Source organism: Xanthomonas citri pv. mangiferaeindicae (assembly GCA_002240395.1).
GTDB lineage: Bacteria > Pseudomonadota > Gammaproteobacteria > Xanthomonadales > Xanthomonadaceae > Luteimonas > Luteimonas citri_A.
Window position 1 is genome coordinate 2,338,388 of the sequence record CP016836.1, and the last position, 17,312, is coordinate 2,355,699.

Here is a 17,312-nt window from a genome sequence, read left to right on the forward strand (position 1 = left end):
GCTTCCTGATAGCCTCCGCTGCTTTCCTGCAGCGATCACGCCATGTCCCGTCCGCTCGCATCCGCCCGCGCCCGCCTGCCGCTGCACTGGAAGATCGCGATCGGTTTCGCGGCCGGCTTGCTGCTCGGCATGCTCGCTCACTACACCGGCCTGTCGGCGTGGGCCCCGACCGATCCGGCGTCGGCTGCCTGCGCCGTCGCCGAGCCGGGCTGGCAGTGCCGGCCGCTGGTCGCGACGTTCGTGGCCTGGGTCACCGAGCCGCTCGGCACCTTGTTCCTGAGCCTGATCTTCATGCTGATCGTGCCGCTGCTGTTCTCTGCACTGGTGGTCGGCGTGTCGGAGATGGGCGATGTCGCCTCGCTCGGCCGGATCGGCTGGCGCACGCTGGCCTGGACGATCGTGCTGTCGGGCCTGGCGGTGCTGCTGGGGCTGGTGATGGTCAACCTGTTCCGCCCCGGCGCGGGTGTGGATCCGGCGCTGGCGCAGCAGCTGCTGGCCGAAAGCGCACAGCGCACCGAGGCGATCGTCAGCGACAGCCGCAGCGGTGCCAAGGGCATGGAGATGCTGCTATCGATCGTGCCGCAGAACGTGGTCGGCGCCGCATCGGACAACGCCAATATCCTCGCGCTGATGTTCTTCGCGCTGATGTTCGGCATCGGCCTGGTGCTGACGAAGTCCGAGGCCGCGGCCGCGCTCAAGCGCGGCATCGAGGGGTTGTTCGAGGTCTCGATGACGCTGATCGGACTGGTGATCCGTCTGGCGCCGATCGCGGTGTTCTGCTTCATGTTCAACCTGGCGGTGCTGTTCGGCTGGGACCTGCTGGTCCGCCTGGGCGCCTATGTCGCGGTGGTGGCCGGTGCGCTGGCGCTGCACATGCTGGTGACCTATTCGCTGGCGTTGCGCTTGTTCGGCGGTTGGTCGCCGCTGGCGTTTTTCCGGGGGGCGCAGGAAGCGATGCTGATGTCGTTCTCGACCGCATCGAGCAACGCCACGCTGCCCACGGCGCTGCGCGTGGCTGACGAGAATCTCAAGCTGCCGCGCAAGGTGTCGCGCTTCGTGCTGACGATCGGCGCGACCGCCAACCAGAACGGCACGGCGCTGTTCGAGGGCGTGACGGTGATCTTCCTGGCGCAGTTCTTCGGGGTCGACCTGTCGATCGGGCAGCAGGTGCTGGTGATGCTCGTCTGCATCCTGGGCGGGATCGGCACCGCCGGCGTCCCGTCGGGCTCGCTGCCGGTGGTGGCGCTGATCTGCACGATGGTCGGTGTGCCGGCCGAGGGCATCGGCCTGGTGCTGGGCGTCAACCACTTCCTGGACATGTGTCGTACGACGGTCAACGTGACCGGCGATCTGGGCATCGCGGCGCTGGTGTCGCGCGGCGAAGTCGATGGCCCGGAGCCGCCCGATCGCGTTTGAGGTAGGCCCCAACGCCTTGCCCGTTTGATCGAGTCGGCGATTACTCTGGCTCGGGAAGCAGCGTAGAGCCGTCCGGGGGTACTCCTCGGCTCGGTCAGTCCGCGCAGCGGCCTTGACCGAGGGGAAGCGGTTTCCGGCCGCCAGGCCGATGCCCTTCGGAAGCTGCGCTCTCGTCTCAATCACACAAGAAAACGCCCGTTGCTGCCGGGCGTTCTCGCAGGACCCTTAGGGAGATGCGCTTACTGCAGCAGCGAGCGCAGCATCCAGGCGTTCTTCTCGTGGGTCTGCAGGCGCTGGGTCAGCAGGTCCTCGGTCGGATCGTCGTCGGCATCGTCGGCGACTTCGAGTGCCTTGCGCGCACTCCGGCAGACCGCTTCGTTGCCCAGTACCAGCTGGCGCACCATCTCGCGCCAGTCGGGCGACTTCTCCAGGCCCGGTTCTTCCTTGATCGAGCTGAGCTCGATGAACTCGGCATAGGACCCCGGTGCGTTGTAGCCCAGCGCGCGGATGCGCTCGGCGATCTCGTCCAGCGCGTTCCACTGCTCGGTGTACTGGCCCTCGAACATCACGTGCAGCGCGTTGAACATCGGGCCGGTGACGTTCCAATGGAAGTTGTGGGTCTTCAGGTACAGCGTATAGGCGTCGGCCAGGAACACCGACAGGTGCTGGGCGACCTGCTTGCGATCCGCGTCGCTGATCCCGATATCGATGGCCGGCGCGGTCGAACGCGCATCGGGCGAGGCGACGGCGGGCGCCACCGACGAGCGCTTGGTGCTGGACTTGGAGGCAGGTTGGGATTTGGCCTTGGCCATGGTCGACGACTCCTGTGGGATGGGATTGCGGCCACAATACGCGGCCTTCGCGATCGAATATGAGACCTGGGAGCGGATTCGCAAGCGTGATGGAGTATTCCAGCGACAACGAGGTGAATGCGGCGTTGAGCCGGGCGCGCGCGTCGGTCGATGCCGCCTGCTCGCGCGATCGCGGCCCGCTGCTGGGCCTGTGGTCGCGCTGGCGGCGCACGCCCGACGACCCGGCCGCGCGCGATGCGTTCAGCAGCCGACTGCAGGCCTCGGTCGCGCGGCGCGAGGCGCGCGCGCAGCGGCTGCCGCAGGCGACGGTCGATCCGGTCCTGCCGATCGCCGGCAAGGCCGAGGAGATCGTCGCACTGATCCAGGCGCACCAGGTTGTCGTGGTCGCCGGCGAGACCGGCTCGGGCAAGACCACCCAGCTGCCCAAGCTGTGCTTGGCGGCCGGGCGCGGGGCGGCGGGCATGATCGGCTGCACGCAGCCCCGGCGCATCGCCGCGCGCACCGTCGCTCGGCGCGTGGCCGAGGAGTTGCAGGTGCCGATCGGCGGCGCGGTGGGCTACCAGGTCCGCTTCAACGACAACATCGGCCCGGACACCGCCGTCAAGTTCATGACCGACGGCATTCTGCTGGCGGAGATCGCGTCGGACCGCTGGTTGTCGGCCTACGACACCCTGATCGTTGACGAGGCGCACGAACGCAGCCTCAACATCGACTTCCTGCTCGGCTACCTCAAGCAACTGCTGACTCGGCGGCCGGACCTGAAGTTGATCGTCACCTCGGCGACCATCGACACCGCGCGCTTCTCCGCGCATTTCCGCGACGCACCGGTCGTCGACGTCGAAGGCCGTGGCTACCCCGTCGAAGTCCGCTACCGCCCGCTCGGCGAGGAATCGGGGTCAGAGCCGAATATCGCAGCAGCTGCAAACGGGGCGCCGCGTGGGCAGGGGAAGATCGATGCTGACCCCGGTGTCTCGGTGCTCGACGGCATTCTTGCGGCCTGCGACGAGATCATGGGCGAGCGCGGGACCGGCGACACACTGATCTTCTTGCCGGGGGAGCGCGAGATCCGCGACGCGCACCAGGCGCTCGAACGGCGCAAGTATCGGCACACCGAGATCCTGCCGCTGTATGCGCGGTTGTCGGCGCGCGACCAGGATCGGGTATTCAATCCCGGACCGCTGCGTCGCATCGTGCTGGCGACCAACGTGGCCGAGACCTCGCTGACGGTGCCGCGGATCCACTACGTGGTCGATCCGGGGCTGGCGCGCGTCAAGCGCTACAGCCCGCGGCAGAAGCTCGACCGCCTGCACATCGAGCCGATCAGCCAGGCCAGCGCTGATCAACGCAAGGGCCGCTGCGGTCGCATCGCGCCGGGCGTGTGCTACCGCCTGTTCTCAGAGGCGGATTTCGAATCGCGGCCGCGCTTTACTGATCCGGAGATCCGACGCGCGGCGCTGGCCGGTGTGATCCTGCGCATGCTGTCGCTGGGCCTGGGCGGGGACGGCGAGCCGCGCGCGCGGCGCGGCCGGCGGGGCGGCGATGCGCCGCAACCGGCTGCGGATCCGATCGCCGATTTTCCGTTCGTCGAGCCGCCCGATCCGCGCGCGGTCGCCGACGGCTGGCAGCAGCTGACCGAACTGGGTGCGATCGACGACGGCCGCCGATTGACCGCGCACGGCCGCACGATGGCGCGGCTGCCGATCGACGCGAAGCTCGCGCGCATGCTGGTCGCAGCGAACCAGCACGGCTGCCTGCACGAAATGCTCGCGATTACATCGTTTCTGGGCATCCAGGACCCGCGCGAGCGACCGGCCGACCAGCGTGCCGCGGCCGACGCCGCGCATGCGACCTTCGCCGACCCGCGCTCGGAGTTCGTCGGCATCGTCCGGCTTTGGGACGCGTACCGGCAGGCGCATGAGGACCTGACCCAGTCGCAACTGCGCAAATGGTGCGAGCGGCATTTCCTTGGCTTTTTGCGGATGCGCGAGTGGCGTGAACTGCATCGGCAGCTCAAGTTGCAGTGCGAGGATTTGGGCTGGGCGGTGGATGCTTCCGCCGTCTCGCAGGTGTTGGCGGGGGAGGAGACCGAGAACGCGCGGGTGCGCGGGCAGGCCGCCATGCGCGCGCACGTGGCCTTGCATCGCGCACTGCTCGCCGGACTGCCCACGCAGATCGGCCATCGCGCCGATCCGGCCGGCGGGGGGCGCCATTCGGGACAGTACGAAGGGCCGCGCGGACGTCGGTTCCAGTTGTTTCCCGGCTCGCCGCTGGCGAAGAAGCCGCCACCGTGGGTGCTGTCGGCGACGCTGCTCGACACCGAGAAGGTCTGGGCGCTGACCAATGCCGGCATCGAACCGGATTGGGTGATCGCCGAACTCGATCACCTGCTCTCGCGACGTCATCACGACCCGCGCTGGTCGCGCGCGCAGGGGCGGGTGATCGGCAGCGAGCAAATTTCCTTGTTCGGTCTGGTGCTCGCGCCCAAGAAACCGGTGGATTACGGCCGGCTGTATCCCGATCAGGCGCGCGCGCTGTTCCTGCGCGACGGCCTGGCGACCGGCGAGATCGAGGTCCGCGCGGGATTCCTCGAACGCAACCTGCGCACGCTGGCCCGCGCGCGTGAGGAGGAAGCCAAGCTGCGGCGCAGTGGGCTGGTCGTCGACGAGGACTGGATGGCGCAGTGGTATTCGCAGCGCATTCCCTCCGACGTGCTCTCCGCCCAGGCGCTGGACGCCTGGTATCGCAAGGCGCCGGAGGCGGCCAAACGCGCGCTGGAGTGGCGCCGAGACGACCTGTTGGTCGCGGACGGCGTCGATGCCGACCTGTTCCCGGCGTTCATCGCACTCGGAGATGCGCGGCTCGCGGTGTCGTACCGGTTCGAACCGGGTGCGCCCGACGACGGCATGACGGTATCGGTGCCGCTGCACCTGCTCAATGCGATCGACCCGGCGCGGCTGTCGTGGCTGGCGCCGGGATTCGTCGAGGACAAGGCGGCGGCGCTGATCCGCAGCCTGCCCAAGGCGCTGCGCCGCAACTTCGTGCCGGCGCCCGATTTCGCACGCGCGTTCGCCCAGGCCTGGCGCGACGGCGATGCGGATACCTTCGCCGGCACGCTGGCGCGCTTCTTGAAGAAGCTCGGCGGCGTGGAGATCGCGGCCACGGACTTTGACGAGACCGCGCTCGAGCCCCACCTGCGAGCGAACCTGCGCTTGGTCGACGTCGGCCGCGATCGCAAGGCGCACACCGTACTGGCCGAATCGCGCGACCTCGACGCGCTGCGCGCGAGTTTCGGCGAACGGGCCGCGCGCGCATTCGCCGCCCATGCCGCCGATGGGCTGCAGCAGCGCGGCCTGACGGCATTTCCGGACACGCCGGTGCCGGTGTCGATCGCCGGGGCCGGCGGGTTGCCGGCGTATCCGGCGCTGCAGGACGATGGCGAGAGCGTGTCGCTGGCTGTACATGCCGATCCGGCGCACGCGCGGCGACTGCACCCGCAGGGCGTGCGCCGCCTGTTGCGAATTGCACTCGCCGAACGCGTGCGCCAGGCGGCCAAGCAATTGCCGGTGGCTCCGAAGACCGCGCTGTTGTATGCGGCCATCGAGTCGGTGGCGCCGCGTGCGGCCGACCGGCCAGGCGACCGGCTGCGCGAGGACCTGGTCGAGGGCGCGCTCGCCGCGTTGCTCGACGACGGCCTGGAGACGATTCGCGATGCCGACGCGTTCGCTGCGCATCGCGACACCATCGGCAAGGCCCTGTTCGGCGAGGCGATGGCACGGCTGCAGCGCGCCGAGATGATCCTCGATCTCGTAGCCGAGATCCGCGGGCGATTGGATTCGAAGCTGATGGGCTGGGCGCGGGCGAATCTCGACGATATGCAGGCGCAGCTCGCGGCGCTGGTGCCGCCCGGTTTCCTGCGCGACGTGCCGGCGGCCGCATTGGCCGAGTATCCGCGCTGGCTGCGCGCCCTGTCGTTGCGCGCAGAACGGGCCTTGCGCGACCCCCAGCGCGATCAGCAGCGCATGCTCGACGTCAAACCGTTCGTCGACGCACTGCTCGACGCCGGTGCCCGCGGTCTGGCCGACGACGCGCAATGGCAAGCATTGCGCTGGGAGATCGAGGAACTGCGCGTCTCGCTGTTCGCGCAGGAGCTCGGCGCCAAGGGTGGGGTGTCGGCGAAGAAGCTGGCAAGCCGGGTCGCGGTATTGCGCGCGGCCTGATATCACTTCCATCGAATGCCCGACGGCGGCTCACGTCCTGGGTCGCTTGTGTGTCGCGGCAGGGCAGGACCTTGCCGCGACGTGTCCCATTGTTAGACTGCGGTCGCGGCCTCGGCGGACTTGCCGCCTCCGGACGAGCCGTGCCGGATCGAAGGAAGTGCGGCAATGCGCTGTAGTCACTTTCAAGGAGGATCACGATGAAGACATCAGTTCGCTGGATTTCGACCGTCTGTGCCGTGATGTGTTTGGGGGCGATGGGAACTGCCATCGCGGCGCCGGCCACCCGTTGCACGGCTGAGAACGATGGTGCCACCGAGTACGTGCCCAATCGCAACGGTGGCGCAATCTACGAATGCGTCGATGGCAGATGGTGGAGAATCGCTGTCTGCAACCAGAGCGGGCAGTGCACCTACCTTTGACGATGGAGACGGTCGCTCCACGCGATGGAGCGGCCGTTTCGCGCGCGCAGTAGCTGGCGTCTTACACGCCTTCGTGGGACGCGTTGCTCCGGACTTCGGCCGTGCAGCGCATGCCTGCTGACGAGGGCTACAGGGTCGCGATGGCGTGCGTGTCGCGCATCCACCAGTCGCGATGAGCGCGCAAGCGTCCGTCCAGGCCGTCGCGGAGTGGTTGGGCGATGAGGTCGCGCACGTGGTTGCGCAGGTCGGCGTCCGGGCGCAGCCGTCGATCCATGTAGCCGGCCTGCCAGATCGACCCCGCGCCTCGCGCATGCCCGCGGATCGCACGGGCGGTCTGCGACTTGAACGTCTGCACGACCTGTCCGAGCATCGGGACGCGCAGTTCGAACAGCCAGTGCACCCGGTCGGGCATCAAGACCCAGGCTTCGGAACGTAGCCACCCCTGCCGCTCGCAGGTCTCGATCTCATGGCGCGCGATCCGTGCGTAGAGCGGATCGCGCAGCCAGGGCACGCGGCCGTAGGTGACCGCGGTGACCACGTAGTGCGTGCCTTGTGTGGAGCGCGGAAGCGGTTGGGGGCGAGGACTGGGCATGCCGACAGCGTGCCTCGCACGCCGTGGCACGCGAATCGGGCATCCCCCGCGCAGCGCTTAGGAAAATGCCGCGTGGCGAGGGCGGGAACTTCCCGGTCACTGCACGCAGGCGAACGCGGAGCACTGGCTGTGCCGCGCTCGAGCTCGCAGTGGCGTCGCAGACGGCCGTGTGCGCTCGCGGGTCCGGTCAAGCGCCGCGCGCTGCGCACGGCGCCGCCGGGCGCGGCGTGCTCAGCGGACGCGTTCGACCTTGGCCTGGGTGTTGTAGCCGTCCACCTTCAGCCACCAGGCGCCGAGCATGCCCGGCCGGATGCGCACGCCGACATCGGTGCCGCGGGCACCCGAGAGCGTCGCTCCATCGATCTGGCGCCAGACCTGGCCATTGGCGAGCGTGTACTGCCGGCCGCTGGCAAAGCCCTGGAACGCGCCCACGATCGTGCTCTCGATGGGCTCACGTGCCGGCGCAGGTGCGGGCAGCCCGGTGGCGGCGGAGGCGGCCTCGCGGCGACCTTCCTCGCGTGCCTGCGCGATCCGCGCCTCGACATCGGTGCCGCTGCCCACCGCAGCAGCCGCGGCGGCCGGGGCACCGGCTTGGCGGGCCAGCCACGCATTGAGCCGATCGAGCTCGGCGTCGTCGAGCTTGCCCAGCCCGGCGGCACGGAATTCCGCGGCGCTCATCCGGTCCTCGATCCGGGGCTGCTGCGCGAATGCGGGCAGAGTGGCCGCCAGCGCGGTGGCGATCAGGACGCAGTGGAATGCACGCATGCTCTGTTCCTCGGACGGGGTCGCGGGCTAGTGTAGACGGTCCTGCGACCGTCCCGAACACCTCATGTCCGAGCCTGCCGGCCCACTGCCGGATCGCCTGCTGGCACTGCCTTCCACGGCAGCGCTCGGGCCTGCCCTGCGCGCGGCCTTGCAGGAGGCGGCCGCCGCGGCCGACGGCGTGGCCGAGCTCGATGAGAGCGTGCTGCAGGACACGCTGGCGTCGCTGGCGCTGCTGGGCGCCGATGGCGATGTGGTCGCCGCGGCGATCGCCGATGCGGTGCCGGTCTGGCGCGCGCCGATGCGCGCGCGCGTGCCCGCGCTGGTGCCGCTGCTCGACGGTCTGCGCGCCGCGCATCAGGTTTGGTCGCTGCATGCCGAGCATGTCGGCAGCGGCAACCCGGAGGGCCTGCGCCGGTTGCTGCTGGCGCTGGTGCGCGATCTGCGCGTGGTGCTGGTGCTGCTGGCCCGGCAACTGGCACAGATGCGTGCGGCGGTGCGCGCCGACGAGCCGACCCGGCGTGCGCTGGCGCTGCTCACGCGCGACATCCATGCGCCGCTCGCCAACCGCTTGGGCATCTGGCAGCTGAAGTGGGAGCTCGAGGACCTGGCGTTCCGCTATCTGCAGCCCGAGACCTACCGCCGCATCGCCGGCCTGCTCGACGACAAACGCGCCGGCCGCGAACGCTACATCGAGCAGGTGCGCACACAACTGGGCGAAGCGCTCGCTGCGCAGGACGTGCGCGCCGACGTTGCCGGACGGCCCAAGCACATCTACAGCATCTGGCGGAAGATGCAGAAAAAGCAGGTGCCGATCGGCGAACTCTATGACCTGCGCGCGGTGCGCGTGCTGGTCGACGACGTGCCGGCCTGCTATGCGGCGCTGGGGGTGGTGCACGCGCTGTGGACGCCGATCCCCAGCGAGTTCGACGACTACATCGCCCGGCCCAAGAACAACGATTACCGTTCGCTGCACACCGCAGTCGTCGGGCCGGAAGGCAAGACGCTGGAGGTGCAGATCCGCACGCGTGAGATGCACGAGGCGTCCGAGCTGGGCGTGGCCGCGCACTGGCGCTACAAGGAAACCGGCGGCTCGCAGCGTGCGCCGGCCGGCAGCGCCGCGCTCGAACGCCGGATCGAGTGGATGCGGCGGCTGCTTGAGTCGCATACCGACGGCGGACGGGCCGAGGGCTTGGCCGATGCGTTTGATACCGAACTGGTCGAGGACCGGGTCTTCGTGCTGACGCCCAAGGGCGAGATCATCGACCTGCCGCAAGGCGCGACGCCGCTCGATTTCGCCTATCACGTGCATACGATGGTCGGGCACCGCTGCCGTGGCGCGAAGGTCGACGGCCGCATCGTGCCGCTCGACACCGTGCTGCGGACCGGTGAGCGCGTCGAAATCCTGACCGCCAAGCTGCCGTCGCCGCGGCGCGACTGGCTGGTCGCGGCCAATGGCTTTCTCGCCAGCCCGCGCTCGCGCGAGAAGGTGCGCAACTGGTTTCACAAGCTCGATCGCGAGCGCAATGTCCAGGCTGGCCGCGAACTGCTGGAGCGTGATCTGCGCCGCTTGGGTCTGCTGCAGGCCGATCTGGCGCCGGTGCTGCCGCGCTTCAACGCGAGCAGCGTGGACGATCTCTACGTGTCGGTCGCGCTCGGCGATGTGGGGCCGAATCAGATCGGCCGGGCGCTGCTGGAGATCGAGCGCGAACGTCACGCGCCCGCGCAAGACGATGCGCCGACGTTGCCGCTGCGCCGGCCGCGCCGGGCTCCCAAGGCGGCCGATTCGAGCTTCCGCGTGGTCGGGGTGGACAACCTGCTGGTGCAGGTCGCCCGCTGCTGTCGTCCGGTTCCGGGCGAGCCGATCGCCGGCTATCTCACCCGTGCGCGCGGCGTGAGCGTGCATCGTCGCGACTGCCCGTCGTTCCTGCGGTTGTCGGCGGGCCAGCCGCAGCGGGTGCTGCCGGTCGAGTGGGGCGAGCAGGGCGGCGGCCACGAGTCGGATGTCGTCGTCGAGGCCGTCGATCGCCGGCACCTGCTCAAGGATCTGAGCAACCTGATCGCCCAGGAGGATGTGCACGTGCTGGCGATCCAGAGCGAACACCACCGGCTCTCGCGCGTGCAGTTGCGGCTGCGCTTGCGGGTTGCCGATTACGGCCAGTTGGCGCGACTGCTGGGCAAGCTCGACAGCGTGCCGGGGGTGGAGCTGGCGCGGCGGGCGTGAACGATCGCGACATCGGTGTTCAGCTCGATCTCGCATACTGCGCGGCGTGAACGGCGACGATCTCTCCAACGGACCTGCGCCCGCCCAGCGCCTGGCTGCCCGCCCGCGGCGGTCGCTCGCGGCCGACGCGCCCTGGTGGCGCCGCTGGCCGGGGGTCTCGTTGGCGGCGTGCATCGGCCTGGCGCTGCTGGTGTTCGGCGTGCGTGTCTTCGTCGTCGACCGGCTGTGGCCCGAGACGCGGGTGCAGGCGCTGCTCGACGATGCCGCCCAGGCGGTCGCGGAGGGGCGCCTGGATGCCGGCGACGGCAGTGGCGCGCGGCAGTTGTTCGAGGCCGCGCAGGCGCTCGACCCCGACGACGTGCGGCCGCGCGCGGGGTTGTCGCAGGTCGCCGATGCCGCGCTCGTCCAGGCCCGCGCCGCGGTCGAGGCGCGGCGTTTCGATGCCGCCCGGAGCGCGCTCAAGCTGGCGCAGGAGTTGTCCGCGCCGCGCGATGCGATCGAGGCCCTGGACGCCCGGCTGCGCGCGCTCGAGGCCGGCGGCACGGCGCCCGAGGTGCTGTTGCGCCAGGCCCAGGCAGCGCAGGCCCAGGGGCGGCTCGATGCCGGTCCCGATGCGGCGCTGCCGCTGTACGCGCGGGTGCTCGCGATCGAGCCAGGCAACGGCGATGCGTTGCGTGGGCGCGACGAGTCGCTGGCGGCGCTGCTCGAGCGGGCACGCGCGCGCCTGCGCGACGGTGATCTGAGCGGCGCGGCCGCGCTGGTCGCCACGGTGCGCGATTACGATCCCGGCCACGTCGACCTGCCCGACACCCAGGCACGCCTGACCGAGGAACTCGATGCACTGCGCCGGCGTGCGGCGACGCATCTGGCCGACGGGCGCATCGAACGCGCCGTCGCCGAATGGCGGATTCTGCTCGCCTTCGATGCCGAGGATGCCAGTGCGCAGCGCGGGCTGCTCGATGCAGGCGCCGCGTATGCGCAGCGCGCCGAGCGCTATGCCCGCGACTTCAACTTCGCCGATGCCGATGCGCAGCTGCGCGAGGCGCAGGCGCTGGCGCCCGACAGCGAGGCGGTGCGCGCGGCCGCGCTACGGATCGAGCGCTCGCGCGCGGTGCATGCCGACCGCGGCACGCAATTGCCGCCCCAGGAGCGCCGACGCCGGGTCGCGGCGCTGCTGCAGCAGGCGGCCGCCGCGCAGGCACGCGGCGATCTGATGTCGCCTCCAGGCGACAGCGCCTACGACCACGTCCGCGCCGCTCGGTTGCTCGCGCCCGACGATCCGGCGGTCACGCGCGCCTCGGCGCGATTGCTGCCCGGCGCCCGCCAGTGTTTCGACGCCGGCCTGCGCGCCAACAACCTTGCGCGCGCGCATGCCTGCCTCGATGCCCGGGTCGCGCTGGGCGAAGGCGAGCCCGCGGCGCGCGATGCGCGGCGGCGGCTGGCCCAGCGCTGGCTGGCGATCGGCGACGAACGTCTGGGGGCAGGCAATCTCGCCGGTGCGCAAGCCGCGTTGTCGGCGGCGCGCAGGATCGACCCGGGGGTGCCGGGGCATGCCGAGTTCGCGCAGCGGCTGCGCACCGCGTCGCTCAACAGCGGCTGATCAGGGCTGCACGCGATCAAGGGCGCTCTCGACGAACACCGCCTGGACGGTCCGGCGCGCCGCATCGAGAGAGAAATGCCGTCGGACATTGTCCAGGCCGTGATCCGCGAGCCGGCCCCACAGCGTTTCGTCCTCGTACAGGCGCACGACCGCATCGGCGAACGCGTCGGCCTGGTCGGCCAGCAGCACATCATGACCGTCGTGCAGTTGCATGCCTTCGGCCGCGCAGGTCGTCGCGACCACCGGCTGGCCATGGGCCATGCTCAGGTTGACCTTGCCCTTGACGCCGGCCCCGAAGCGCAACGGCGCGACCGCGATGCGGCAGCCGTCCATGTAGGGCGTGATGTCCGGCACGTGGCCGTGGATGACCACGCCGTCCACCCGGGCCAGGGCAGCGATCGCGTCGTCGACGTGGTCGCCGATGCAGTGGAAGCGGACCTGCGGCAGGCGTGCACGGATCGCCGGGAAGATCGCGCCGACGAACCACTTCACCGCATCGACGTTCGGCGGATGGCGGAAGCCGCCAACGAAGACCAGATCGTGCCGCTGCGCGAACGGCCGCCCGGGCCCGGCGACCTCGTGCAGGTTCGACAACAGCGCCACCCGGGCCTGGGGGGCGTCGCGGGCCAGCAGGGCGACCTCGCTCGGACTCACGACCAGGGTCGTGTCGCAGCGGCGGACGACGTCCAGTTCCTGCGCCCGCGTGCGTTCGGCGGCGCGGCGTAACGCGGGATCGCCCGAGACCTCGGCGCCGCGCAGTTCGCGCAGGTAATGCAGGTCGATGGTGTCGAAGATCACCTGCGCCTGCGGCGCATGCCGGCGCACCAGCGGCAGGAACTCGTGCGCGATGTAGTGGCGACACAGCATCACCCGCGAGAACCGGCCGCCGTGCGTGCGCATCCACTGCGCCGCGCTCTTGGCATAGGGCGCATACCAGACTTCGACACCGATCGCCTGCAGTGCCCGCGTAGCCGCGCCCAGGTGACGGCGGTCGGCCGGCAGGAACACCACGTGCATGCCCGCCTCGCTGAGCAGCCGCATCAGGTTGACCAGCCGCAGCGAGGCCGAGTCGCGGTCGGGCATCGGGGTCACGCTGTCGATGATCAACACCTGGGGCACACCGGCGCGTGGCAGTTGGCCGGCCACCACCGGGTCGGCGGGCCGCTGCGCCAGCACGTGTGCCCAGCGTGCGGCGAACACCGGCTGGTTGCGCGCCTGCGCCGCCTTCATGCCTTGCGACAGGTCGGTGCCTGCGCTCACGCCCTCCAGGTGCACCACGCAGGCCTCGGGCTGTACGAGCACCCGCAGCCCGGCGTCGCGCACCCGTAGTGCGAGATCCGCATCCTCGTAATAGGCCGGCGCATAGCGGCTGTCGAAGCCGCCCAGGCGCTCGAACAGCGCGCGCGGCAGCATCAGCGCTGCTCCCGACACGTAGTCGACGTCGGCGCAGTAGCGCAACTGCGGATGCAGCGGGTCGGCGAACCGGCCGCGGTTTTCTCCGCGGCCGTCGCGCACGAGCATCGTGCCCGCTTCTTGCAGGCGGCCGTCGGGATAGACCAGCTGCGCGCCGACGATCCCGACATCGGGGGCGCGCGCGAAGGTCGCGAGCATCGCATCGAGCCAACCGGGCTGGGGCACGGTGTCGTTGTTGAGAAACAGAAGATAGGCCCCGCGCGCCAGCGCTGCGCCCGCGTTGCAGGCGCCGATGAACCCTGCGTTCGCCGGCATGGTGTGCAGGCGCAGGCCGCCGATGCGGGCCAGGGTCGCCGCGCTGTCGTCGGGGCTGGCATCGTCGACGACGATGATCTCGATCGAGGCCCGCGGCGGGTGCGCGGCGATCGCGCGCAGGCAGGCCAGGGTCTGCGGCAGGTGGCCGTAGACCGGGACCACGATCGACACCGCGGGGGCGTCGTAGCACGGAACGTCGAACGGTGCGAACGCGCTCAGGTCGGCGGCGAGCAAGGCCTGCCGCGCGCGGGGTGCGAACACGCCGAACTGCGCGCCGACCCGCTGCCACGTCGCGCGCAGCCCGCGCATGCGCAGGCTTGCGAATCCGCGGCGGAACAGGCCGAGCGCCCGGACGAGCCGGAAGCGCGCATCGGCCAGGGAAAACGACATGCGTCGGAACTCCAGCTGACTGGTCGGGAGGCCGCCCGATCCCGCCCGAAGGCGCTGGGATAGACTGCCGGGCGCTATTGTGTCACCCACATCGACCCGCTGCCGCGGGTGCAGGACATCCATGGCCCGGATCGATTACGAAGACGACGACGATCTCGACGATGACGGCGCAGCGCCGTCGACCTGGCACCGCCGCCTTCTGAGCTGGATGCTGGCGCTGATCGGCCTGGGACTCGGTTTCCTGATTCCCTACACGCTGTACCTCAATCATCAGGTCGGCGAGCGGTTCGGCGCCTTGCGTTGGCAGATGCCCACGCGCGTCTATGCCCGGCCGCTGCATCTGGCGCAGGGCGTGGCGATGAATGCCGCCACGCTGAAGACCGAGCTGGCCGCGGCCGGCTACCGCGAAGGTGACGGCGTCAAGCCCGGGACCTACGCCACCGAGGGGGCACGCTGGACGATCGCAAGCCGTGGCTATCGCGATGTCGACGGCGTCGTCGCGCCTGCGCGCGTGCAGGTGTCGTTGTCGGGCGGCCGCATCTCGCGGTTGCGCGATGGCGAGGGCGGTGCGATCGAGGCCGCGCGGCTGGACCCGGCGCGCATCGCCACCCTGTACGGACAGCAGCAGGAGGAGCGCCGCCTGGTCCGCGTGCAGGAGGTACCGCAGTTGCTGACCGACACGCTGCAGGCGGTCGAGGACAAGGACTTCGCGCACCACCACGGCATCGATCTGAGCGGCATGGCGCGCGCGGCGCTGGTGAACCTGCGCGCCGGCGAAGCGCGGCAGGGCGCGAGCACCTTGACCCAGCAGCTCGCGCGCAGCGGCTTGCTGGGCATCGGCCGTGAGCAGACCTACACCCGCAAGTTCAACGAGATCCTCTATGCACTGCTGATCGAGGCGCGCTACGACAAGGGCGCGATCCTGGAGGCCTATCTCAACCAGGTCTACCTCGGCCAGCGCGGCGCGCAGGCGATCCACGGCGTCGCCGCCGGCGCCGAGTTCTGGTTCGGGCGCAGGATCGACGATCTCGAGCCCGAACAGGTCGCGTTGTTGGTCGGCATCATCCGCGGCCCGTCCTACTATGATCCGCGCCGTCAGCCCGAACGTGCGCAGGTGCGTCGCGACTTCGTGCTGGGCAAGATGCGCGAGAGCGGGCTCATCGACCAGGCCACCTACGATCGGGCGCTGACCCGCCCGCTGGGCGTGACCGACACGCCGGGCAACATCGCTGCCAATCGCTTTCCCGCCTATGTCGACCTGATCCGGCGCCAGTTGGCCAACGACTATCCGGCCGGCGCATTGCAGGGGGCCGGGCTGTCGGTCATGAGCGCGATGGTGCCCTCCGCCCAGGCCTACGCCGAAGGCGCGACCGTGCGCACGCTCAAGGATCTGGGCACGCGCGGGCGTCCGGAGTTGCAAGCTGGCCTGGTCGTCACCGACGTGCATACCGGCGAGGTCATCGCTGCGGTCGGCAGCCGGGTGCCGAGTGAGCACGGCTTCAATCGTGCGTTCGAAGCCCACCGCCCGGTCGGATCGCTGCTCAAGCCGTTCGTCTATCTGATCGCGCTCAGCAACCCGACCCGCTATTCGCTGGCCAGTTGGGTCGACGACTCGCCGGTGACGGTCACGCTCGAAAACGGCAAGCGCTGGTCGCCTGGCAACGCCGACGGCCGCAGCCACGGCACGGTGCGGTTGATCGACGCATTGGCCAACTCGTACAACCAGTCCACGGTGCGCGTGGGCATGGATGTCGGCCCGCGCGCGCTGGCCGACGTGGTGCACATGCTGACCGGCATCCGCGCCGAGGCCAATCCGGCGTTGATCCTCGGCGCGATGGACCAGAGCCCCTATGCGATGGCCCAGCTCTACCAGTTCCTGGCATCGGGCGGCGAAGTGCAGACGCTGCGCACCGTGCGCGGTGTCATCGACGAGCAGGGGCGTGTGGTCAACCGCTACGACACCCAGCCCAGCCCCGCGCAGCAGAGCGATGCGCTGTCGGCGCGCGTGGTCACGATCGCATTGCAGCACGCGGTGACCTCGGGCACCGCGCGACGGCTGGTCAACGACGGCCTGGGGCGGCTCAACGCTGCCGGCAAGACCGGCACCAGCAACGACGGGCGCGACAGCTGGTTCGCCGGCTGGACCGGCGATCATCTGGGTGTGGTGTGGGTCGGCAACGACCAGAACGCGCAGACCGGGCTGGTCGGCGCGACCGGCGCGATGCGGGTGTGGTCGGGACTGTTCTCGCGGCTGCCCAGCGCGCCGCTCGACGTGGGCAGCGAGGGCCTGGAGTGGCAGTGGGTGGCGCAATCCACCGCGACCGATGCCGACTGTCCCGGCGCACGCCGGTTCGCGTTCGTCGCCGGCTACGCGCCGCCGTACCAGTCCTGCCGCGGCTACGACCAGGACGGCCAGCCGACCTACATCGACCAGGACGGCAACCCGGTCGACGCCAATGGCACGCCGATCGAGACCGAACGGCGCGGCTGGCGCGAGTGGTTCGGCTTCGGCCGCCGCGATCGTGATGAGGCACCGCCTGCACCGCCGCAACCGCAATCACCGCCGCAACCCGCGGCTCCGCCGCCCGCCGAGGAATTGCCCCGATGACCGCCTTCCTGTTGCGTGGCGCCTGCTGCGCCGCCGCGCTCGCACTGGCCGCGTGCACCACGCCGCCCGCATCCGCCCCGGCCGCAGCGCCGCCGACCACCGTCGCGCCGCAGGCGATGGTTGCGGCGATCCGCGCCGCCAGCGGCGACGGGGACGGTGAGCTGGCGGTGCAGCCCTTGCGCGATCCGATGGTCGAGGATCTGCGTGAGCGCGCGGTCGCACTTGAAGGCCAGGGCGATGTGGCCGGCGCTGCGGCCGCGCTCGATCAGGCGCTGGAGATCGTGCACGACGACCCCGCACTGCTGCAGGAGCGCGCGGAGCTTGCGATCCTGCAAGGCGAGTTCCCGCGGGCGGCCGAACTGGCCGAGCGTGCGCATGCGATCGGCAGCCAGGTCGGCCCGCTGTGTCGCCGGCACTGGATCACGCTCGAGCAGGTCCGGCTCGCCTCGGGCGATGCCACTGGCGCGACCGCGGCCCGCACGCAGGCCGACGGCTGCCGCGTCGCCGGCCCGCAGCGCTACTGATTCGGGACTGCGACGTCGGG

General features: G+C 70.4%; 10 protein-coding genes. 6 read left to right on the plus strand and 4 right to left on the minus strand.

Going from position 1 to position 17,312, the window contains the following annotated elements; genetic code table 11:
- Positions 1-42 precede the first annotated feature (42 nt).
- Entirely contained in the window at positions 43-1,416 is a 1,374-nt protein-coding gene (locus tag BEN78_09990) for a sodium:dicarboxylate symporter (GenBank protein ASR43652.1), read from the plus strand.
- A 239-nt stretch (positions 1,417-1,655) separates the two neighbouring features.
- Here the strand turns inward: BEN78_09990 and BEN78_09995 are convergent, their stop codons facing one another.
- Positions 1,656-2,228 carry a DNA starvation/stationary phase protection protein gene (locus BEN78_09995; protein ASR43653.1) on the minus strand — a complete coding sequence of 191 codons (573 nt, stop codon included), beginning with the start codon at positions 2,226-2,228 and terminating at the stop codon, positions 1,656-1,658.
- 89 nt (positions 2,229-2,317) lie between these two features.
- Between BEN78_09995 and BEN78_10000 the strand changes: the two genes are divergently transcribed.
- Entirely contained in the window at positions 2,318-6,445 is a 4,128-nt protein-coding gene (locus tag BEN78_10000; GenBank protein ASR43654.1) for an ATP-dependent RNA helicase HrpA, read from the plus strand.
- A 546-nt stretch (positions 6,446-6,991) separates the two neighbouring features.
- Here BEN78_10000 and BEN78_10005 read toward each other — a convergent pair.
- Both BEN78_10005 and BEN78_10010 read right to left on the minus strand, forming a co-directional pair.
- A complete protein-coding gene (locus tag BEN78_10005; protein ID ASR43655.1) occupies positions 6,992-7,456 on the minus strand; it encodes a hypothetical protein in 465 nt (154 codons plus the stop codon).
- A 231-nt stretch (positions 7,457-7,687) separates the two neighbouring features.
- Positions 7,688-8,221: a hypothetical protein gene (locus tag BEN78_10010; GenBank protein ID ASR43656.1), complete on the minus strand. Its 534-nt coding sequence runs from the start codon at positions 8,219-8,221 to the stop codon at positions 7,688-7,690.
- 64 nt (positions 8,222-8,285) lie between these two features.
- Here BEN78_10010 and relA point away from each other — a divergent pair, with 64 nt between their 5' ends.
- Together relA and BEN78_10020 are read left to right on the plus strand one after the other, a co-directional pair.
- Complete coding sequence (relA, locus tag BEN78_10015) at positions 8,286-10,442, plus strand: GTP diphosphokinase (GenBank protein ASR43657.1); 2,157 nt, start codon at positions 8,286-8,288, stop codon at positions 10,440-10,442.
- A 160-nt stretch (positions 10,443-10,602) separates the two neighbouring features.
- Positions 10,603-12,042 carry a hypothetical protein gene (locus BEN78_10020; protein ID ASR45062.1) on the plus strand — a complete coding sequence of 480 codons (1,440 nt, stop codon included), beginning with the start codon at positions 10,603-10,605 and terminating at the stop codon, positions 12,040-12,042.
- Here BEN78_10020 and BEN78_10025 read toward each other — a convergent pair whose 3' ends face one another.
- Complete coding sequence (locus tag BEN78_10025; GenBank protein ID ASR43658.1) at positions 12,043-14,160, minus strand: glycosyl transferase; 2,118 nt, start codon at positions 14,158-14,160, stop codon at positions 12,043-12,045.
- A 121-nt stretch (positions 14,161-14,281) separates the two neighbouring features.
- Between BEN78_10025 and BEN78_10030 the strand changes: the two genes are divergently transcribed.
- A complete protein-coding gene (locus BEN78_10030; GenBank protein ASR43659.1) occupies positions 14,282-16,768 on the plus strand; it encodes a penicillin-binding protein 1B in 2,487 nt (828 codons plus the stop codon).
- Positions 16,765-17,292, plus strand: a complete 528-nt coding sequence (locus BEN78_10035) for a hypothetical protein (GenBank protein ID ASR43660.1) — start codon at positions 16,765-16,767, stop codon at positions 17,290-17,292. The genes BEN78_10030 and BEN78_10035 overlap by 4 nt, the downstream gene beginning before the upstream one ends.
- The last annotated feature ends 20 nt before the right edge of the window (positions 17,293-17,312 follow it).